This window comes from Neobittarella massiliensis (ex Bilen et al. 2018), from assembly GCF_900289145.1.
In the GTDB taxonomy this organism is placed as follows: Bacteria; Bacillota; Clostridia; order Oscillospirales; family Ruminococcaceae; genus Neobittarella; species Neobittarella massiliensis.
This window is the reverse complement of sequence record NZ_OKQO01000003.1, coordinates 85,922-105,404: the sequence shown is the minus strand read 5'-3', so window position 1 is coordinate 105,404 and position 19,483 is coordinate 85,922. Positions and strand designations below refer to the sequence as shown.

The 19,483-nt window shown below is 48.2% G+C and carries 19 protein-coding genes and 1 CRISPR repeat array; of the genes, 10 read left to right on the top strand and 9 right to left on the bottom strand.

From position 1 onward, the window contains the following. Positions 1 to 1,317: 1,317 nt before the first annotated feature. Positions 1,318 to 2,418 carry a DUF362 domain-containing protein gene (locus C6Y32_RS05000; RefSeq protein WP_105204252.1) on the bottom strand — a complete coding sequence of 367 codons (1,101 nt, stop codon included), beginning with the start codon at positions 2,416 to 2,418 and terminating at the stop codon, positions 1,318 to 1,320. A gap of 448 nt (positions 2,419 to 2,866) precedes the next feature. Between C6Y32_RS05000 and C6Y32_RS04995 the strand changes: the two genes are divergently transcribed. Further along, on the top strand, positions 2,867 to 3,550 hold the full coding sequence (locus C6Y32_RS04995) for a phosphoribosylanthranilate isomerase (RefSeq protein WP_105204251.1): 684 nt from the start codon (positions 2,867 to 2,869) through the stop codon (positions 3,548 to 3,550). Between the two features lie 430 nt (positions 3,551 to 3,980). After that, positions 3,981 to 4,687: a CRISPR direct-repeat array (repeat unit 34 nt; unit sequence TATTTCAATCCACACCACCCGGGTGGGTGGTGAC). Positions 4,688 to 5,149: 462 nt separating this feature from the next. Here the strand turns inward: C6Y32_RS04995 and C6Y32_RS04990 are convergent. Next, positions 5,150 to 5,374: a helix-turn-helix domain-containing protein gene (locus C6Y32_RS04990; protein WP_105204250.1), complete on the bottom strand. Its 225-nt coding sequence runs from the start codon at positions 5,372 to 5,374 to the stop codon at positions 5,150 to 5,152. Between the two features lie 206 nt (positions 5,375 to 5,580). On the opposite strand from C6Y32_RS04990, the gene C6Y32_RS15725 reads away from it, so the two are divergent. The 6 genes from C6Y32_RS15725 (at position 5,581) to C6Y32_RS04960 (ending at position 9,629) form a co-directional block, all read left to right on the top strand. Beyond that, positions 5,581 to 5,829, top strand: coding sequence for a GNAT family N-acetyltransferase (locus C6Y32_RS15725; protein WP_279386203.1), 249 nt, complete (start codon positions 5,581 to 5,583; stop codon positions 5,827 to 5,829). 345 nt (positions 5,830 to 6,174) lie between these two features. Next, positions 6,175 to 6,429 carry a hypothetical protein gene (locus tag C6Y32_RS04980; protein WP_105204249.1) on the top strand — a complete coding sequence of 85 codons (255 nt, stop codon included), beginning with the start codon at positions 6,175 to 6,177 and terminating at the stop codon, positions 6,427 to 6,429. A 291-nt stretch (positions 6,430 to 6,720) separates the two neighbouring features. Then, positions 6,721 to 7,221 carry a GNAT family N-acetyltransferase gene (locus C6Y32_RS04975; RefSeq protein WP_105204248.1) on the top strand — a complete coding sequence of 167 codons (501 nt, stop codon included), beginning with the start codon at positions 6,721 to 6,723 and terminating at the stop codon, positions 7,219 to 7,221. A gap of 628 nt (positions 7,222 to 7,849) precedes the next feature. Next, complete coding sequence (locus C6Y32_RS04970; protein WP_105204247.1) at positions 7,850 to 8,038, top strand: type II toxin-antitoxin system HicA family toxin; 189 nt, start codon at positions 7,850 to 7,852, stop codon at positions 8,036 to 8,038. Positions 8,039 to 8,058: 20 nt separating this feature from the next. Then, positions 8,059 to 8,454 (top strand): type II toxin-antitoxin system HicB family antitoxin, encoded by a 396-nt coding sequence (locus C6Y32_RS04965; protein ID WP_105204246.1) that lies wholly within the window; start codon positions 8,059 to 8,061, stop codon positions 8,452 to 8,454. A 110-nt stretch (positions 8,455 to 8,564) separates the two neighbouring features. Next, positions 8,565 to 9,629 carry a tyrosine-type recombinase/integrase gene (locus C6Y32_RS04960; protein WP_105204245.1) on the top strand — a complete coding sequence of 355 codons (1,065 nt, stop codon included), beginning with the start codon at positions 8,565 to 8,567 and terminating at the stop codon, positions 9,627 to 9,629. Here C6Y32_RS04960 and C6Y32_RS04955 read toward each other — a convergent pair. The 4 genes from C6Y32_RS04955 to C6Y32_RS04940 all read right to left on the bottom strand — a co-directional run bounded on the left by C6Y32_RS04955 (position 9,602) and on the right by C6Y32_RS04940 (position 14,750). After that, on the bottom strand, positions 9,602 to 11,128 hold the full coding sequence (locus C6Y32_RS04955; protein WP_105204244.1) for a recombinase family protein: 1,527 nt from the start codon (positions 11,126 to 11,128) through the stop codon (positions 9,602 to 9,604). The two genes, C6Y32_RS04960 and C6Y32_RS04955, sit on opposite strands and share 28 nt — an antisense overlap. After that, the gene (locus C6Y32_RS04950; protein ID WP_105204243.1) at positions 11,113 to 12,771 is read right to left on the bottom strand and encodes a recombinase family protein; all 1,659 of its coding nucleotides are present in this window, start codon (positions 12,769 to 12,771) and stop codon (positions 11,113 to 11,115) included. The genes C6Y32_RS04955 and C6Y32_RS04950 overlap by 16 nt, the downstream gene beginning before the upstream one ends. 3 nt (positions 12,772 to 12,774) lie before the next feature. Continuing rightward, positions 12,775 to 14,403, bottom strand: a complete 1,629-nt coding sequence (locus C6Y32_RS04945; RefSeq protein WP_105204242.1) for a recombinase family protein — start codon at positions 14,401 to 14,403, stop codon at positions 12,775 to 12,777. A 122-nt stretch (positions 14,404 to 14,525) separates the two neighbouring features. Next, complete coding sequence (locus C6Y32_RS04940; RefSeq protein WP_176927043.1) at positions 14,526 to 14,750, bottom strand: DUF6870 family protein; 225 nt, start codon at positions 14,748 to 14,750, stop codon at positions 14,526 to 14,528. Positions 14,751 to 15,453: 703 nt separating this feature from the next. Between C6Y32_RS04940 and C6Y32_RS04930 the strand changes: the two genes are divergently transcribed. Next, complete coding sequence (locus tag C6Y32_RS04930) at positions 15,454 to 15,828, top strand: helix-turn-helix domain-containing protein (RefSeq protein WP_084730578.1); 375 nt, start codon at positions 15,454 to 15,456, stop codon at positions 15,826 to 15,828. A gap of 42 nt (positions 15,829 to 15,870) precedes the next feature. Here C6Y32_RS04930 and C6Y32_RS04925 read toward each other — a convergent pair whose 3' ends face one another. After that, positions 15,871 to 16,311, bottom strand: coding sequence for an RNA polymerase sigma factor (locus C6Y32_RS04925; RefSeq protein ID WP_105204241.1), 441 nt, complete (start codon positions 16,309 to 16,311; stop codon positions 15,871 to 15,873). A gap of 352 nt (positions 16,312 to 16,663) precedes the next feature. Between C6Y32_RS04925 and C6Y32_RS04920 the strand changes: the two genes are divergently transcribed. Together C6Y32_RS04920 and C6Y32_RS04915 are read left to right on the top strand one after the other, a co-directional pair. Next, on the top strand, positions 16,664 to 17,224 hold the full coding sequence (locus tag C6Y32_RS04920; protein ID WP_105204240.1) for an RNA polymerase sigma factor: 561 nt from the start codon (positions 16,664 to 16,666) through the stop codon (positions 17,222 to 17,224). Continuing rightward, complete coding sequence (locus C6Y32_RS04915; RefSeq protein WP_087399915.1) at positions 17,221 to 17,985, top strand: hypothetical protein; 765 nt, start codon at positions 17,221 to 17,223, stop codon at positions 17,983 to 17,985. The genes C6Y32_RS04920 and C6Y32_RS04915 overlap by 4 nt, the downstream gene beginning before the upstream one ends. A 234-nt stretch (positions 17,986 to 18,219) precedes the next feature. Here C6Y32_RS04915 and C6Y32_RS04910 read toward each other — a convergent pair whose 3' ends face one another. Both C6Y32_RS04910 and C6Y32_RS04905 read right to left on the bottom strand, forming a co-directional pair. Next, complete coding sequence (locus tag C6Y32_RS04910) at positions 18,220 to 18,645, bottom strand: RNA polymerase sigma factor (protein WP_105204239.1); 426 nt, start codon at positions 18,643 to 18,645, stop codon at positions 18,220 to 18,222. Positions 18,646 to 19,111: 466 nt separating this feature from the next. Continuing rightward, positions 19,112 to 19,483, bottom strand: a complete 372-nt coding sequence (locus C6Y32_RS04905; protein WP_105204238.1) for a metal-dependent transcriptional regulator — start codon at positions 19,481 to 19,483, stop codon at positions 19,112 to 19,114.

The window sequence follows — 19,483 nt, the reverse complement described above, 5'->3', positions numbered from 1 at the left end:
CATATACTTTACCATCCGTTTGAGGTTCAGCGCTGTCGCCAAGAGGAGTCAGTGGTTCTCCGCTGCCTCCAAACTTCACCGCAAAATATACGTTTCCACTGTGTCCCCCTTTCTGGGCGATAAAGGCACCGTTACACCAAATCTGTCTCTCAAATAGGGCGTCCAGATAGTTCTGCTCGTTCTGCCATGTCAGGTCCCGCCGAACAACAAGGCAAAAATAGATACCGAACAGTTTCCTCGCCCCGCGCTTGTCATGTTCACCTAGGCATTTGGCCTAAAAGGGACAGCTCCGGCAGTCCGCCCGCTCCGCCCTAATATTTCCGGTCTACGCCGCCGGCATTTGCGGTACAGGTCCCCACACGCAGCGCCTTCCCATTGGAACAGCGGTATAGGTCCTGCACCTCGTCGTAGACAATGCGGTCCTTGCGGCTTGCCCGGGCGCTGTATCTGGCCTAAATCCGGGTCTGTGCGGCTCACATACCCATGACTGCGGCAGCTGTCTTTTCTAATCTGTTTTCTCTACAGCGTCCTCCGTTTCCCTGTTCTCTATTTCAGTTCCTCCAGGCATTTCTCTTCATAGGTCCAACTGCTCCCAGTGCTCAGCTCCTCCGGTATCTCCACCAGCCCCTCTGGCGCACGCGCCCCACAACTCGTCGGTGCTCGCCCGCCCTTCGGGTCAAATACCACTGGTCGACTGTTATGAGCCGCTTATTAGCGGCGTTTTCGTGTTGGTCGTTATGGAACATGAGCTAATGCAAACGTACTCTTATAGATGAATGATAGAAAATGTACAGATAGACTGGTCGACTGATCATCCGCCTAAAAAAGAAAGGAGCCGGTATACCGTCCGATGTAAACACAATAAGAGCACTTGCGTATGATCCAACTGATTTACAGCGTGCCCAAGAGATCAAACACATTTTATATCAAATCCAAAACTCTATTCCCGAACGCAAAGAACTGGTAACTGAAAGAGATGCTGCAACTATGTAAGCAGTCATGCATACCCACCTAAGTCATGTAAAAAAGAAGGATCTACGGGCGCTGTCATGATTAAATTTCTGTCGCCATAGTTGACCGGTCATCCCGAATCTTCCAGGATCTACTAAACATTACCGCAATAGCCAATAGATCTAAAAAAATAAAAACGAGCGAAAAGTCCAGCTTTCACTCGTTTTTATCTCACATCTTATTGTCAGCATGCATATCAATTTGTTGTGTATACTTTCCCACTACTGCAAACACTGCCGTCGGCGCCTTTTACACAGATACCGGTCGTGGTGGGAACACGCCCCACCGGCTATCACCCGGGCAGTGCTAGATCTTTACCAGCTCATAAGCACTGCTGCCCAACCCCAATTTTTCAGCGTGCTCCACGCCGCTGCGCCAGTTGGTGGTGGGGTGGATATCGGCAAAATAGTCGCCGGTGTGGGGTACTTTGTCAAGCAGGCTGTCCGGCAGCGGCTGCTGGGCATTTACCATATCGGCGCAGGCCGTATCCAGTGCCACCGGGTCAAAGCTGGCGAACATCCCCACATCCGGCACGATGGGCATATCGTTTTCCGCATGGCAGTCACAGTAGGGAGATACGTCCGCCACCAGACTGATATGAAAGCTGGGCTTGTCGCCAATGACCGCCAGCGTGTACTCCGATATCTTTTTGTTCAGCACGTCAAAGGCCTCATCCTGGGCCGGCTGAACAGCGTCCACCGGGCACACGCCTATACAGCGGCCACAGCCCACGCATTTATCATGGTCTATACACGCCTTTTTCTCCACAAACGAGATCGCGTCGTGGGCGCAGTTTTTGCGGCAGGCGCCGCAGCTGATACACTGCTCCGTCTCCACATAGGGCTTGCCGGCGGAGTGCATCTCCATCTTGCCTGCCCGCGAGCCACAACCCATACCGATATTTTTAAGTGCTCCGCCGATACCGGTACACTCATGCACCTTAAAATGGGTCAGCGAAATGAGGATATCCGCATCCATCACGCCGCGGCCGATCTTGGCCTCTTTTACATACTCACCGTCAATGGGTACCAGCTGTTCATCGGTCCCCTTCAGCCCGTCGCCAATAATCACCTGGCAACCGGTGGCAAACGGGTTATAGCCGTTTTCATAGGCGGCGTCCAGATGGTCCAGCGCATTTTTGCGGCGGCCGATATACAGGGTGTTACAATCGGTCAAAAATACCCGTCCCCCCTGTTCTTTCACGATGTCGGCGATCACTTTGGCATAGTTGGGGCGCAGGTACGCCAAGTTGCCCGGCTCGCCAAAATGTATTTTGATAGCGGTAAACTTATTTTTAAAGTCGATCTGTTCCATTCCCGCCGCTCTCACCAACCGGGCCAGTTTCTGCAGCAGATTTTCCTCCAGCGTAGCATGAAAGTCTGTGTAATACACCTTGGATGGGCTCATAGATCTTCTCTCTCCTTTTTGGTCTGCTGGTCCGGTCACCCGGTCCACTTCTTTTTGGGTCGCTCTCATTATACCGCAGCGGCGGGTCCTTTGTCCCCCTGTTTATCAAAATATTTCCATTTCTAAAATCAGCAGTCAGGTGCTCCCATTATGTCAACGCAGTCAAAAAAGGCAAATCGTACCGCCAATTCCCCCAAAAAGGGCCGAATTTACAATTTCGTAACATTTACGTCCCTCAATTTTTCTATCCGTACCGCCGCTTCATTTTGTCTGTATAGGGCCTTAAACATTGAAATATCACCACACTCGCTCTATAATACAGGTAGATATTGGGTCAAAACAGCTGTATTTTCCACTTATTTTTACCTCTACCCGCTCCCAAAGCTCAATATTTTGTCATTAAACCGCCACTTTACCGCAACAATGCAACAAGAAAGGGGTGCTGTTCATGATCACACAAATTTATTCGATCATCTCGGTAGAGGAGGCCCTGCAGTGCGTCGAGGCCGGCGTCGACTACATCGGTGTCCTGGTAGAGGACGCGGGCCGCGGCTGCCCCTGTGCGGTCCCTCTGGAGACTGCCGCCGATATCTTCCGCGCGCTGGCCGGCAAAGCCACCCGGGTCATGATCCCCGCCTCAGACCGGGAAGAAAATATCCTCCACTATGCGCGCACCGCACAGCCCGATATCGTCCATCTCAGCAGCAGTTTTAAGTCCAGCGCCGCCTTCCAGGCGAAACTCGAGGCTGCTCTGCCCGGCGCCAAGATCATGCAGGCCATCGGCATGTCGGGCCCCGAGGCCTACGACGAAGCGCTACAGCGGCAAAAATACGCTGATTATCTGCTGCTCGATTCAGTCTCTCCCAACGCCCAAAATGGCGGCATCGGCGCTGTGGGCGTTCCCCACGACTGGAGCATCAGCAAAAAGATCGTCGATGCAGTCGACATCCCGGTCATCCTGGCCGGCGGCTTGGGTCCTGACAACGTCGTTAACGCCATCCACACCGTACACCCCTTCGGCGTCGACTCGCTCACCAAGACCAGTGTAAAAAATGCAAGCGGCAAACTTCTGCACAAAGATATCGGCAAAGTCCGCCAATTTTGCCACCTGGCCCACTCCACCCATATCTAGACCTCTTTAACAAGAATCACATGGATGGCTTATCCATGCGGTCCTTGTTGGTGCCGCTGACCGGACTTGAACTCAAAACACCTGGTTTTCCACTTACGTAGAAACTTAAAAAAACGGCTTATCTACGCGAAATATTAACATTTTCTGTTTTCCTGTTTAGCTATCTAAAATCGCTATTTTGGCAGTAAAGTGGGTTATTTTATCGAGGCCATGTTACTCTCAGTATCATAGCGGACGACAGCGGGCACGATCACTTTGCGCATGGATAATCCTCTCTAACATTATTGATTTTCAGATATTAAGCCCGCATGATAAGTATAAGAATAACCCTGACTAAGTATAGCCAGGGTTATTCTTAATTTCCGGTTTTACCTACACCACCCGTGTGGATGGCGACGCGAAGTGTACAGCATCTTCTCGGAGTTCTCCCAATTTCAATCCATACCACCCGGGTGGGTGGTGACGGCCGATACCGATGCGGCAGCATCTTTCTTCGATATTTCAATCCACACCACCCGGGTGGGTGGTGACGACGACCCTCGTTGTACATACCCAAATTTGTGATATTTCAATCCACACCACCCGGGTGGGTGGTGACTGGTGCTGCCCACCTTAAGCGTCAGTGAGTGAGTATTTCAATCCACACCACCCGGGTGGGTGGTGACGCCGATAAGCTGCGGATGAGGGCCTGGTCCTTGTTATTTCAATCCACACCACCCGGGTGGGTGGTGACTGGGAGGGTGACACCGAAAATACTATCGTTATCATTTCAATCCACACCACCCGGGTGGGTGGTGACTTAACGCTGTTATTTCCGTGGTCGAGGGTGCTATATTTCAATCCACACCACCCGGGTGGGTGGTGACATGGGGCGCTGTAATGGTTTTGCAAACGGATGGTATTTCAATCCACACCACCCGGGTGGGTGGTGACGACGATACAGCTATAGCCAGATATGCCGATATCCTATTTCAATCCACACCACCCGGGTGGGTGGTGACCACGATAGTTACCCTTTTCCCACCACTCAAACCAGATTTCAATCCACACCACCCGGGTGGGTGGTGACCACGATAGTTACCCTTTTCCCACCACTCAAACCAGATTTCAATCCACACCACCCGGGTGGGTGGTGACGGCAATCACTACCAAAAGATAGGAGATTGCTTGTATTTATTGTAGCTATATTGCTGTCAGATGTCAACATATCCATTGCTCATACAGTAGATCTTCTCGGCAAAAGAGATAAAACACAGGTGCGAACATAATAGGCATTCTCTGTGCGCTTATACTTCGCACCAGTAAAATAGTCTCTAGTTAGACAGCAACTAGAGACTATCCCACTTTAGATTTTACTGGGCATTTCTACCCTCCGATAATACTCTACGGGTATGCCGCATAATTTTGCCATCTCTTCCTGACTTAATTTGTGGGCACTCCTGTACTCACTAAGCATTCTAGATAGCTGTTCAACGGTTGACATGGGCTCATCTCCTTTCTTACGGAAAATATGTACACATAAAGTGTATTCAATAAATATTACTGCAATGTGAACAAAAAACTCCCAACTATTTGAAATGACAGATGGAGGCTTTTTATTTACTCCTCAGGCTCATCTTCTAAACACTTAAGAGCGTTTAGATCAATATCCAGTATCCGAGCTATGCGCACGGCTATTATAAGGCCTGGATTTGATTTGCCCAACTCGATTCTTTTGTAATGCTCCAAAGATATCTCGCACTCAAAAGCTGTTTTTTCTTGCGTCCAGTGAATTGCTTTTCTGTAGGTTTTCATTTTTCTTGAAAATTCGACTAATATTTCCATAATAACCTCCTTTACGGAGATTTTATGCTTTATATATGTACACTCAACGTCTTATAGTGCACTTCTGTGAAAATAGTTAAAGTTCTGTCAATTCTACAAACCTTCTCTTTTATACCTGGCATTGTGTCCATAGATTATCCTGCCATAATCCGTTATAATTAAGTTAGTGTGTAAAAATTTAGTTGGATCCAATTGAGGAGATATAAATGATAGAAATTAGATATTTAAAAGAAACGGATAAGCAGTTTTGGTATACTCTCGATCGGTATCTACCAGAAACAGAGTTCCAGAATAAAATATGTACCAAAATGGGCTATGTGCTTTTAGACTCTGACAATCCTGTGGGCTTATTGAGGTATAATTTATTTTGGGATAATACCCCGTTCTGCACAATGCTCATAGTCGCCGAGGGCTATCGAGGTAAAGGATATGGAAAGCAGCTAATGACACATTAGGAAAATGATATGGAAGATCAGGGTTATGGAATGCTACTGACTTCTACACAAGCTGACGAAACGGCCCAGCACTTCTATCGAAAGCTAGGCTACAAAGATTGCGGGGGTCTCATCATTGATCTCCCTCAGTACGCTCAGCCCATGGAGTTATTCTTAATAAAAACAATCCCATTTAAATGAGGATATAATATGCGACCCAGTAACTTAAATATAAAAGCCTTTATATAAAGCGCCATATTTCAATTGAAATATATCTCTTTTATGCGAATAGATATGGTAGTTAGTGTTTGATATGATTTAGGTATTGAGGGTATCATTTTTCAAATGCGTTGAGGAGGCGTTTTTATGACAAAAAAGGAATTTAGGAAGAAGTGTAAAGAGGAAAAATCCACCAGCTACAAGTTAATATTGTCAGGTGGGATTTTCGCGGTACTTGGAGTTATCGTTGTCGTTGCAACAATGGTTTTAGTGAAAAGCTTTTCAGCACAGATTATAGGGTACATCATTGGCGTTGTTATTGCGGCTATCGGTATGAGCTTAGATCTTGCAGGTGAGGTTCAACTCTCTAATGACTACAAGGCCTACAATAGCAAAAATTAAATATAATTAAGATCCGATACCATAAATTGATTTACACGTGCCACAAATAAAAAAGCCCCCGGCCATCCGAAAGGACGGTCGGGGGCTTAATCAATCATACATGCGCATTATCAAAAATGTCATATTTCAGCACAGTATCTCTCTGTTGTACGAATAGATAAGACGGGTGGTAACAAGGTTTTCGGAAGATCTAACTGTCCAGACGGATATGTGTTTTTTGGACAGGTATAGGGAGCCATGCTATAATCAAATCACCAGACAAATCGAAATTTAAAACGAGGAGGAAATAAAATGTTGGCACTTAGATTGGCAAAGTTAGAAGAAATACAGATTGTGATGGATATTATCAATACTGCAAAAACACATTTGAAAGAACAAGGGATTGACCAATGGCAGACAGGTTATCCAGATTATGAGTGTATTAAGAATGATATTGAATATGAAAAAGGATTTTTTGTAGTTGATGATGAGAACATTTTAGGATATTTATGTGTGGACTATGACGGTGAGCCTGCATACAAGGATATGCAGGGCAAATGGAACACTTCGGAGAACTATGTTGTTGTACATCGTATGGCATTTACTGATAATGCGAGAGGAAAAGGAATTAGCAGTATTACATTTCGCTTAGTAGAGGAGATGAGTAAGAAAAAAGGCATATCCTCTTTTAGAGTAGATACGGATGCTGATAATAAGAAAATGCAGCATATCTTACAAAAAAATGGATTTTCATATTGTGGGACAATTTGGTTTGATAATAGTGAAAAAATCGCATTTGATAAGAGCTTTTAAAGGCGGGAAAACCCTAAAATAGTCCCCGACCATCCGAAAGGACGGCCGGGGGCTTAATCATACATGCGCATTATAAAAAATGTCATATTTTCTGTTAATATCTCTCTGTTGTGCGAATAGATAAGACGGCCAGTATTGGTATGATCTGGGTATTGGAGGAGTGAGTATGCCCGGGTTAAATTCTATATTACGATTAATGTTTGGGCTTTGTTTTATTTTTAGCAGAACTATTTAATGTGTCACAGCCGTTTATGGAGAAAGCCATTGATTATTATCACATGTTAGATTTGATGGAAAAAGAGAAAGACCAGCCAACAGCTGCATCCGTTGACTGGCCCGAGGAGATGTAGGTAGAGTTAACCACCTACAAGTCTACTATACTCTTATCTTTGAGGTAAAGATATAGATCGCGCAAAATAAAACCCGCCCCTCACACAAAGGCAAGAGGCGGGCACGTCGAAATGGTAGGCCTGCCGGTAGAACAAACCTACACCTATATGATACCATGTTTCGCTTGTACACGCAACAAAAACTTTTCACATTTTTATATACGTATTTCAAACCGCCTCTATTGACGCACGTGTTTATACGTGTTATAATGTAATCAAGATAAGGGAGGAAAACCAATATGCCGATGACACCTCGCGAGATGGTAAAGCTACTAAAAAGCAACAGCTTTGAAGTTGCCAGACAAGCAGGCTCCCACATAATCTTGAAAAACAGAGTAACCGGCAAACAAACAGTAGTACCCAATCACAACAAGGCCATGAAAAAAGGGCTAGAGCAAGCGATACTTAAACAAGCAGGGCTAAAATAGCTCTGTATGGAGGTGTAGAGATGAGCAAACTATTTTATCCGGCTGTGTTTCATAAGGCGGAGGAGGGTGGATTTTGGGTGTCTTTCCCTGACCTGCCCGAATGTCTGACCGAGGGCGACAACATGGAGCAGGCATACGAGATGGCGATCGATGCTTTGGGGCTTTGCTTGACCGAGAGAGCGGCAGCGGGCGAGGCTTTCCCTCAACCCTCCGACCCAAGCAAAGTGGTCGTGGATGACGGCTTTCTGGTAATTGTAGAGTTTGACATGACCGCTTACAAAAAACGCACCAGTTCACGGGCAGTCAAAAAGACTTTGACTATCCCTGAGTGGCTTAACGAGGAGGCCACGGCGCGTGGTGTGAACTTTTCGCAGGTGCTGCAAGAGGCCCTTATCGACAAATTGCAAGCCAGATAAAAAAAGACCCGTCCGGCGCTACCAACACCAGACGAGTCCAACAAAGGGTAGATAATCTTGGCGGACAATCTACCCTCTTATAATAGCATAATTTTATAGGAGGTACAATTATGTCTACACGCAAAAATGATGCGCAGTGGATGGAAAAGCAGCAGCGCTGGCAGATCAAGGTACAAAAGGACGGCCAGCGCCGTACTTTTTATAGCTCTAACCCCAGCCGCCGCGGCAAGGTGGAAGCAGAGCGCAAAGCAGACCATTGGCTTGAAGTTGGCAGCTGTGACGAAAATATTCGGTTTGGGTCTTTATGGAGCGACTTTCTCGCAGAAGTGCAGTTAACCACTAGCCTATCTAATTACAAATCTCATGAGCTATATGGGCGTAAATGGCTGCTCCCCCGGCTTGCTAAAAAACGAGTGGCTGCGATCACTTTACAAGATTGGCAAAACTGCCTCCTAGATGCTTATGTAAGTGGGCTGGCCAAAAAGACCATTAAGAATATAAGGGGATCTATAACTGCTTTTTATCGCTATGCTTTTAAACGAGGGGTGCCCATCGTCCGTCCTGAATTTTTGGACATCCCCAAAGATGCTCCGGTAAAACCTAAAAAGATCCTACAACCCCAAGATATCAAAACACTATTTTCATGTGACACTGTGCGTATACATAATCAAGAGGTAGAAGCGTTCTATATCCATGCCTGGCGCTTTCTTACTGTCACTGCATTGCGTAGAGGTGAGTTGTGTGGGCTATGCAGCAGTGATCTGGACAACAACATATTATACGTAAGTCGGTCTATAAACAGATTTGGTGAGGTCACTGGCGGTAAGAACCAAAATGCGGAAAGGTCTTTTGCTCTGTCTCAAATTGCTTTAAGGATCTTGGATGACCAGTCTGCCATGCTGAAACGCTTACATATTATCTCCCCTTACCTCTTCCCTGCTGAAGACGGTACAAGGCTTAACCCTAATACGCTGTATGATCGCTGGGATACATACCGTAAACAACACGGGATAGAGACTACTCTACACGGTTTGCGGCACCCGTATGTCAAGCACACGACAAAAAAATATAATTCTGAAAAGCAGAAAACCCAAGCTACCAAGATTGTGGATTTGATAGCCTGGGGTTTCTGTTTTTGTTTCGTCTGTTATTCAAAGCGGTCATGGACCTTGTAAACAATCTCAATGCGGTTGTCGGGGAATATATATACCTTTTCAATCAGCAGATCGGTCAGCTCGGAAGTTAGCGCATCCGCTTCTGCAATCGAGTGAACGATCTCTTGCCGGTTGCTTTGGCGGGCCTGTTCTTCTCGCTTCAGTTTTGCCTGGGCGGTGACAGCAGCATAGGCATTTTTGACTTTCCGTATTTCTGCGTCATAATCTGTTTTCCGCGATTTATAAGTGTCCAGCTCGATCTGCCCCAGGAGATACCGTTCAAAGAGAGCTTGCTTCTGATCCCTCAAATCTTCCAACTGTTTCTCATATTCGGAGCATTTAGCGGCGGTGGCGTCCAGGTGAAGGGTTCCGTCCTCATGTGCAGGCAGCAGGATTTCCAGCTGTTTTTTCAATGTGATAAGCACCGCTTCTTCCAGCCCGGCAGCGTCCGCTCGTATAGTATGGCAGCGGCTGTTTACGTCGGCAGTCGAATGACGGCACATATAAAACGGCTTCTTTTGAGCAATGCGGGAAAGTGCATGGTCACAGCAGCCACAATAGACCTTGCCTTTCAGTGGATACTCCCTGATTTTCCGGGTCGGTAAGGAAAACCGGCGCTGCACGGCCTGCACCTTCTCAAACAGCTCTTTCTCAATAATTGCCGGATGGTGGTCGGGAATAATGAACCATTTGTCACGGTCCTTCATGCGGCTCCGTGTACCTCCCACTTCAATGACTGCCCGCCGTCCAATGACGTAGGAACCGATATAGCGTTCGTCCTCCAGGATGCGGAGAACCGTAGAACTGCTCCAGCGGCCACGAGAGCGTGAGACATCGTGGTACTGCTGTCCATGAGTGGCTTTATATTCCCCTGGGGTTGGGATGCCTCGCTTAAATAGTTCCCTGGTAATGGCTGCCGCCCCAATGCCGGTTGCCGCAAGCTGGAAAATGAGCTGTACCACCGCAGCAGTTTCCGGGTTTGGCTCCATTCTGCCATCGGCGCTTTTGCGATACCCATACGGGCAAATCTTACTCTGATATTCTCCGCGCTGCATTTTGGCGTACTTGGCGCTTTTGGTTTTCATGGACATATCGCGGCTGTAATACTCGCTGATCAAATATTTGAAAGCCACATCCATCCCGCCGGTATCGCCTTTGTGCTGATCGCTGTCGAAATCGTCATTGATGGAGATGAACCGGGTGTGAAACAATGGGAACACCCGCTCGATGAAGTATCCGGTTTCGATGCTGTTTCGCCCAAATCGAGAAAAATCTTTGACAATGATGCAGTCAATCTGATTGGCCCGAACCAGTTCAATCAGTTCCTGGACTTTGGGACGCTCAAAATTTGTCCCGCTATATCCGTTGTCGATAAATTCCAGAACCTCTGCGTCAGTGGACTCCGGCATGGAAGAAACGAACTCGTTCAGCACAAGGTGCTGGTTCTCAATGCTCATGCTGTCGTATTTGTAATCCTCCAGGGAAAGACGGATATATAGGGCGATTACATATTTCTGCATTGGTTCAGCACCTCCTCGCAATGCTCAAATTCGCTTTGAAAACGGAAATGAACTGTAATCTGTTTCTCCCTGGAAACCTCCACACGTTCAATCAGCCGGTCAATCAGGGCTGCCGTCAGATGGCGATCTTCCTTGATATGCTGTGCATCCTGGGACAGCATTTTATACTGTTCCAGCTGCCTGGCAATAATCGCAAGCCCTGCTTTCAGCTGCTCAATTTCCTTGCTGACCGCCTCGATTTTGGCTTCGTACTTGTCCTTTAAGGCAAAATACTCGTCTTGTGACAGATGGTTCTGGATCAGACCCTCATACAATCCGCGCTGGTAGGTACGCAGCTGTTGGATTTCCTGTTTCCGGCTGGCAATTTTATCCTGAATACTTTTCTGTTCCTTAGCTTCTTTGGAGAGATTTTCCGGGCTGAGGGAGTATTGCCCCAGCGTGGTATCGAGCTGTTCCTGCAATATATCCGCCAACGCATCCAGCAGGTTCATTTCATCAATGAAAACGCCGGGGCAAGCACCCTTTTTGATGCGGTTATTGCTGATACAATGGTAGACATATACATCCGGCGTCTTTTTGCGGACGCATTTTTGCCGGTGGAGGCTGTGTCCGCAGTGGGCGCAGAAAATTTTCCCTCTCAAAAGATTGGGGGACCAGGAATGTATTTCCCTGTCTTTGGCCTGTTGTGCGGCACAGTCTAAGACTTTTTGTACAGCATCGAACAGCTCTCTGCTCACAATGGCCTCATGCGTATCACGAACGACCGTCCATTCATCGGCGCTGGCCCTGACCTGTTTGTGGTCGATGACCTTGGAAACGCCCTGCACAAGATCGCCGGCATAAACGCCTGCCCGGAGAATTTTGGCAACCGTGCGCGTCTGCCAATTCCCATTTCCAATCAAATTCTCATGGGTAATCTCGCCCAGCCTTTTCTTATAGTGACTTGGGGCGAGGACTCCGGCCTCGTTTAATCGAACCGCAATAGTGTTCAGGCCATCGCCTTCAGCGGCCCACTGAAACATAGTTTTGACCACCTCAGCCGCCACCGGGTCAACGATCAGCTGGTGGCAATCATCGGGGGCTTTCAAATATCCATAGGGTGTACGCCCGCCAACGTACTTGCCATCTTTCATTGCCTGCCGCTGCTGCGCTTTGATCTTTTTCGCTATATCCAGCGCATAGGCTTCGTTAATCATGTTCCGCAGAGGAATGATGATGCCATCATGGGCATGATCCGGGGAGGAAGAATCATAGCGGTCATTCACAGCGATAAATCGAACCCCCTGTGCAGGAAAATACCGCTCGATATAGTAGCCAGTGTCGATGACATTCCTCCCCAGGCGGGAAAGATCTTTGACAATGACACAGTTGATAAGGCCCGCTTCAATATCGGAGAGCATCTGCTGGAAGCCGGGCCGGTGAAAATTCGTACCCGTTGCACCGTTGTCAATGTAGGTTTGAACCACGATGATTTCCGGGTTCTGCTCCAGATACCGGGCGATAATCAACTGCTGGGTTTCAATAGAGGCAGTACGGGTATGCTTATCCTCAACGGAAAGCCGCACATAAACTCCGGCACGGCAAGTTGTATCTATCTCCGGTGCAGGAAGCACCACGGTTTCTTTTCTGCTTTTTCTTGCCACAAATCATCCCACCTTTCTTTGGCTTGTCTGCTCCGCCAGCTGAATCAGCTGAATGGCTTTCTGATATTCATCCTGATATGTGAAGGTGATCTCCAGTTCCTTTTTCCCAATCACCTTGATACTCTGTATCATGTGGACCACAGCTTTGCGGTCCAGGGTCTCCATCGTGGAAAACTGCGTGAAATGAGAAATCCAACGGTTTCGCTCACTTCGGTTTTCCAACACATCGGACAGCTTATCTTTCAGAGTGCGGATCGCTTCTTTCGCATTTTCCGCAGCCCTTGTGTATTTGGCTTTATAATCGGTGTATTCTTCTTTGTTGATTGTGCCGGTAACCAGGTTTTCGTAAAGGCGGGCCTTAAACTCCAACGCCTGCGCCAACTGCCGCTCATTGGCTGCGATGTGGGAAGCGTATTCATTCGCCAGCGCCTGGTTGATGCTGCTCTGGTCGATGCCGTCCAGAATGGCTTGCAGGCAGGTCACATTGTCTATGTACCCCTTCAGGCTGTCTTTGACGCACTCCACCAGATCGCTCTCCTTGAGCATCACAGGATTGGCACAGCCATGCTTTTTCCCGGTGGGGCAGTAATAATAGTGGTATTCCTTGCCCTTGACCCGGTTCGTTTTCCGCGTCATGCGCGCCCCGCAGCAGCCGCAGATTAAGATGCCGGAGAACAAATACACAGTGTCTTTCTTTGGTGACGTGCGGGTATCCAGTCTGCGGATACGCTGAACAAGCTCGAAATCCTGCTTGGGGATCAGCGCCTCATGAGCGTCGGGAACGCGAATCCATTCAGAGGATGGCCGCTGCTCCATCTGCTTGATTTTATAGTGCGGCGTACCCTGTTTTCCCTGTACCAGCGTGCCAGTATAGGTTTCGTCCTGCAAAATGCGGATAACCGTCGTAGCAGACCATTTACAGTCCTCTTTGTCTGTGTATCCATGTTTGGCATAAGGGAAACCGTTGTTTTTCTTATAGGCCAGTGGCGACAGGACGCCCATATCATTTAAGGTAGTGGCGATCCGCAGTGCGCTTGTCCCATCCAGACGCATACGGAAAATGTCCTGGACAACACGGGCCGCATACGGGTCTGGTACAAGCAGGTTTTTGTTTTCCTCTGACTTCATATAGCCGTAAACAGGGAAAGCCCCAACAAAATCTCCGTTCCGCCGCTTTATATCCAAAGAGGTACGGGTTTTGATGGAAATGTCCCGGCAGTAGGCTTCGTTCATAATGTTCTTAACGGATACGGTCAAGTCGTCCCCGCTGTTCTCATGGGCAGTGTCGATATTATCCGTGATGGCAATAAAGCGAACCCCATAAGCGGGAAACACCCGCCGCAGGTAGCGCCCGGTTTCGATGTATTCCCGCCCCAGGCGGGAAAGGTCTTTGACTATGACGCAGTTGATCTTGCCATCGGTAATATCCTGCATCATTTCCTTAAACGCCGGACGGTCAAAAATGATACCGCTGTAACCATCGTCGATTTTTTCGGATATGATTTCAATGTCCGGGTTCCGTTTAATAAAATTCTCAATCAGCTTTCGCTGATTGGTAACGCTGTCGCTCTCGCTGGAGCGGTCATCTGTGTAAGACAGACGAATGTAAGAGGTTGCCTGATATTTTGGCATGAAAAAGCACTCCTTTCCTCCCGGAAGCTCCCGCAAGAAAAGAGTGGTTTTTGAGGTTTTCAGTTTTCATCCTTTTCCAAGTCCATCGTAACATGGTCTTTGGAAAAAATCGAGGATGTCAGTCATCTCAAAATTCCTTGCAGGCATTCCTCCAATGTGACCCCGTTGTTGGCAAAAGCAGCGTTTACCACAAAATCGCCACAGCGGAAGCGATATGGATTTTTGATTTGGTGAAGAAAGGCTGCAATCCGTTCCTCTTTGGGTAGTGCCTTATCTACCGCAACTTCACGGATGTCAACCAATTCATCGGTTGTAGCTGGTGAACAGGCTTGCATCAACTGGCTCATAGGGATACTCCTTTCTTTGTGGTCGTGTTCAAAGTTACATGAATACGCTGGCAGCCGAAACTGCCAGCACATGGTATCTAACTTTGAAAGGCAACCCCCATCGGCGCTCATGCACCGATGGGGAATCGCCGCGAAATCAATTTGGTTATCACGCCACATTTGCCACGCATCCCTGACGCTGGGGACAGAACAGGTCTCCGCTGGCGCGGCTGTCATAACTCCGCAGCGTCGTTCATAGCGTGCGCCGCAGGGTTCCCCCCAAGTCTTTGGCGGGCCGTGAGGAAGTATCTTTAAGCCCCCGCGCAGTCATCGCGCCGGATGTGCCACCATCCGGGTCACAGGGACGTTGATCGCTCCGAAACAGCTTGTCCATCACCTCCTGGCTGCTCCATCTTCGCGGCGCCCTGCACTCGCTCATACGCGGGTTATGTACCTGTTCTGCCGTGTATTCAGTTGTCAAAGATCAGCGAAGGAAAAATCCCCTTCTTGCTAACCATGACAAAAACAGGCAGTTTGTCCTGCCTGTAATGCGATTTTTTTGAAAAATATTTTTGCCTTGCCGCTTCAATAAGAGCCGCGGGCGAGTCAAGCGTACAGCAAGCACAATAAAATAGGTACTATCGTACTCAAATACACCTTTTATAAGGTTCTTCCTGCAAGGAAATGGGCACGATAAAATATAAACAAGGAGACGATAGTGCCTATGGAACTGATAAAAGAGCTGGGACGAAGGATACAAAAAGCGCGTAAGGAAAAAGGACTGACGCAGCAGGAACTCGCAGATCTGAGCCACGTTTCTCTGAAGCACGTTCAAGGCTGCGAAAGAGGGGTGAAGAACCCTTCTTTTGAGGTCCTGCGCGCTTTTTGCAAAGTCTTGAATTTATCTTTGGATTCCCTGATGAATCTCGACCTGCCAGAAGATGAGCAAGCCGCCAACGATATGCGGCAGCTTTACCTTTCGTGCCCTCCGGCTGCCAGAAAAGTGCTGTTAAACTCGACCCGTGCGTTGGCTGATGAGCTGAAAGAGATGGTGCAGACGGCCGGAGTTGGCCCAGATGAACATTTAGAGGATAAGTAAGCCGGTGGAGGAATAAAAACCCCCACCGGCTTTCTTTTGCCGCTATGCGGCGGTCAGGTTATCGGGCTGTGTCCAGCGACGCGCCAGCTTCTTCAGCCCGCGCCGGATGCTCTCCCACACGCGGCGGCGGTCAGCACCCTCGATCCGGGCAATCTCGGCCACCGTCATGCCCAGGTAAAACCGGGCGTAGATACGCCGGGCCTGGATGGCGGTCAACTGCATCAGCGCGGCGTACACTTCCTCCCGCAGCTGCTTCTGCTCCAGGATTTCCTCCGGGGTGAGCGGCCGGTTGAGGGCATCGTTTTCAATGCCATCCCCCCGGTTCAAAGAATAATGAGCCTTATGCCGGAACTTCCGGCGTTCGTAGGCGGCATCGTCCTGTTCCTGGCCCCGGATCGCGGCCAGCACTTCCTCGGCCACATCCACAAAGACATCGGTTTTATACACATCGGGATACAGCTCCCGAAGATTGATCTTAACCAATACATGGCATTGTTTATCTGGCTATGGCAACATAAGGGACTTCCCCTTGCAGACAAAGAATTGCTACTTAAGCGAACCATAGCGGACAGTTATGATTACGCAGAGAACTACGATAAAATCAAAGTCCGTCCTATGGACATCAACACCAAGGGAGAGTTCCCGCTGGTAGTTTAAAAGGCAACCAGCAGTAGGACTATCGTTCATAACTGGATGGTAGTCCTATTGCTATATACTGCAGTGATAACAATATGGTATTATTGGATAGAAAAAAGTTTGAAAAAATGTGTGAGATTTGAGTTCAAAAGTTGTGTATATAGGTGAAAAGGTAAATAAGGAAGCGAGGTGAAAACCGATGGATGATGCACAGATAGTCCAATTATACTGGGATAGAAACGAGCAGGCCATCCATGCCACATCTGACAAATACGGGAACTACTGTACCTCGATTGCTAAGAATATACTGGGCAATCAGGAAGATGCTGAAGAATGTGTCAACGATACCTACTTAAACGCATGGAACGCCATGCCGCCTCACAGGCCAAGCATTCTGTCCACATTCCTTGGAAAAATTACAAGAAACCTGTCGTTTAACAGGTATAAACACAATAGCGCCGACAAACGAGGTAGCGGAGAATTGCCTGTGGTTCTGGAGGAACTTTCTGACCTGGTGTCTGGCAAGGATGATGTTGAGCAGGCATTTGACCAAAAGGAACTCACGAAAGCCATTGATACATTTTTGGATCGTCTATCACCAAAGAAAAGAAGCATTTTTATCAGCCGATACTGGTACACAGATAGCATTTCAGAAATTGCTGTCCGACACAATATGAATGATGGAGCAGTATCAATGACCCTTAACCGCATCCGCCTAAAACTACACAACTACCTTTTAGAAAGGGGCTTTGAACTATGACGAATGAAAAACTGTATGAAGTCCTCGGTGACATCAATGAGAATCATATCAACGAGGCAAGGGCATATCACAAAGCAAAGAAGCCCGGCTGGGTAAAGTGGGGAGCTATTGCGGCTTGTTTGTGCTTGATGGTACCATTAACCGCATTTGCTATTGATACAATTCAATATAATGCGGCAGTCGATTATCTGAATTCCCTCGGTATTCCTGTTGAAGATTTGGGCGACTACTCCCACAAAGAAATAAAAGAAGCAGTAAAAACCATCGATGCTGGAGAAAGTAGTCCATTAACCGAAGAAATCCTTAACCTATTGCCAGGTAACGAAGAGCAGATTGACGTGCCGACACAAGTAACATCTGAACAGATAAGAGAATTAGAGCCAGCTATGACAAGAGAAGAAGTCCTTTCCCTTTTGGGCAATACACAAGATATTGGTTCTGGCATCTATATTTATGTTTATGAAGTAGACGGAGAATATTTGTTGCACATTCCATTTGCAAGTGATGGTGCTCAGTTAGGTGTTACAGGCGAAGATTTATTAAAGGCATTGACCCCTATTTCTGGGGATATAGGTTCTAATGGAACCATTGAATTTAATGGACAGTCATTTAGCAAATCTGACTTGACCGAAGAAACTCTTGAATGGCTTGAATGGTATAATTCCTTGTCGCCAGAAGAACAACTTGCTGTTAGTTCAATCCCTGCCGACCTATATACCGATGACGGTGCAGGAACACTTGATTCAAACGCAGAAGAATAACTTTGTTTCCCCACAAGGGCAGCCGAGAAAATCGACTGCCCTTTTTCCATGCCTACGGGCAGAAAGGAGCGACCAGCTATGACGAAACCAAGAGAGAAAACTCGCAAGGAATTGACTTTCAAGACTTGAGGTGGGGGAATCATATGCCCCAGATGAATATTTCTACATCGGTTTCTGGATTTTAGTCTCCGGGAACACAAAAGGGAATTGGGAGTTGATTAAATAGCGGTCAGATTATCGGGCCGTATCCAACAAACGTGCCAGTTTCTTCAGCCCGCGCCGGATGCTCTCCCACACGCGGCGGCGGTCAGCACCCTCGATCCGGGCGATCTCGGCAACCGTCATGTCCAGGTAAAACCGGGCGTAGATACGCCGGGCCTGGATGGCGGTCAGCTGCATCAGCGCGGCGTACACTTCCTCCCGCAGCTGCTTCTGTTCCAGGATTTCCTCCGGGGTGAGCGGCCGGTTGAGGGCATTGTTTTCAATGCCATCCCCCCGGTTCAAAGAATAATGAGCCTTATGCCGGAACTTCCGGCGTTCGTAGGCGGCATCGTCCTGTTCCTGGCCCCGGATCGCGGCCAGCACTTCCTCGGCCACATCCACAAAGACATCGGTTTTATACACATCGGGATACAGCTCCCGAAGATTGATCTTCTGCATTATGTACCTCCATTTCGATTCACGGGTTGACGGGTGAAGCGAAATGAAGGCGGTGGGCGACACCGTTCGGGGAAATTCCCGAAAAAACGACAAGCAAAAGCGCCAGCATCCGAAGAACGGCGGCTGGCGCTGCTAAAAGAGGACTTATGACGCTTATGGACCAGCCACGATAGTGCCTGTTCATAAGCAGATGGAGGCCGATTAACGGTCAGACTTTTTTTGGCAGGTAAATTCCTGCCGGATTATGTCGAAGCTGTCTTTGCTTCACGGCGGCTCCCTCCTAAAGCCGCCGTGTCAGCGTATAGGCGTCACTCCTTTGTCGAGGGCATAAGGAACGGCGGCCTTGATGTTACTCAAAACCGCCGCAGTACCCTGAAAGTCCATTATGGGCGCACGAAGCTGCCTGCCCTGCAACGGTTTTTTTCTTTCCCCGTTTAGCGGGGCAGGATAGCTTGGCTTATTCGGTTTATTCTTGCTCTTGTGCGGCTGCCTCTTTCAGCCGCGAAAAGCTCTCATCGCTGATGATGTGTTCAATCCGGCAGGCGTCGGCCTCCGCAGTCTTGGGGTCAACGCCTGCGGCGATAAGCTGCTCGGTAAAGAAGCAATGGCGCTCATAGATTTTTTCAGCCACCTCGCAGCCCACGTCGGTCAGATGGAGAAAGTGATCTTCGTCCATTGTAAGAAAGCCGCCGTCCCGCAAGGTAGCCACTGCATGGCACACGCTGGGCTTTGACACCTCCATGTGCCGGGCCACATCTACGGAGCGTACCATACCGAGTTTCTTTTGGAGAACAAGGATGGTTTCCAGGTAGTCCTCCCCGGACGCATGAAGTTTCAT

Bases quoted from the DNA above. Each gene is read 5' to 3' on its own strand.
- C6Y32_RS04990 (WP_105204250.1), bottom strand. From the start codon at position 5,374: ATGGAAATATTAGTCGAATTTTCAAGAAAAATGAAAACCTACAGAAAA.
- C6Y32_RS04980 (WP_105204249.1), top strand. From the start codon at position 6,175: ATGACAAAAAAGGAATTTAGGAAGAAGTGTAAAGAGGAAAAATCCACC.
- C6Y32_RS04975 (WP_105204248.1), top strand. From the start codon at position 6,721: ATGTTGGCACTTAGATTGGCAAAGTTAGAAGAAATACAGATTGTGATG.
- C6Y32_RS04970 (WP_105204247.1), top strand. From the start codon at position 7,850: ATGCCGATGACACCTCGCGAGATGGTAAAGCTACTAAAAAGCAACAGC.
- C6Y32_RS04915 (WP_087399915.1), top strand. From the start codon at position 17,221: ATGACGAATGAAAAACTGTATGAAGTCCTCGGTGACATCAATGAGAAT.
- C6Y32_RS04995 (WP_105204251.1), top strand. From the start codon at position 2,867: ATGATCACACAAATTTATTCGATCATCTCGGTAGAGGAGGCCCTGCAG.
- C6Y32_RS04940 (WP_176927043.1), bottom strand. From the start codon at position 14,750: ATGAGCCAGTTGATGCAAGCCTGTTCACCAGCTACAACCGATGAATTG.
- C6Y32_RS04955 (WP_105204244.1), bottom strand. From the start codon at position 11,128: ATGCAGAAATATGTAATCGCCCTATATATCCGTCTTTCCCTGGAGGAT.
- C6Y32_RS04920 (WP_105204240.1), top strand. From the start codon at position 16,664: ATGGATGATGCACAGATAGTCCAATTATACTGGGATAGAAACGAGCAG.
- C6Y32_RS05000 (WP_105204252.1), bottom strand. From the start codon at position 2,418: ATGAGCCCATCCAAGGTGTATTACACAGACTTTCATGCTACGCTGGAG.
- C6Y32_RS04965 (WP_105204246.1), top strand. From the start codon at position 8,059: ATGAGCAAACTATTTTATCCGGCTGTGTTTCATAAGGCGGAGGAGGGT.
- C6Y32_RS04945 (WP_105204242.1), bottom strand. From the start codon at position 14,403: ATGCCAAAATATCAGGCAACCTCTTACATTCGTCTGTCTTACACAGAT.
- C6Y32_RS15725 (WP_279386203.1), top strand. From the start codon at position 5,581: ATGATAGAAATTAGATATTTAAAAGAAACGGATAAGCAGTTTTGGTAT.
- C6Y32_RS04930 (WP_084730578.1), top strand. From the start codon at position 15,454: ATGGAACTGATAAAAGAGCTGGGACGAAGGATACAAAAAGCGCGTAAG.
- C6Y32_RS04910 (WP_105204239.1), bottom strand. From the start codon at position 18,645: ATGCAGAAGATCAATCTTCGGGAGCTGTATCCCGATGTGTATAAAACC.
- C6Y32_RS04905 (WP_105204238.1), bottom strand. From the start codon at position 19,483: ATGAAACTTCATGCGTCCGGGGAGGACTACCTGGAAACCATCCTTGTT.
- C6Y32_RS04960 (WP_105204245.1), top strand. From the start codon at position 8,565: ATGTCTACACGCAAAAATGATGCGCAGTGGATGGAAAAGCAGCAGCGC.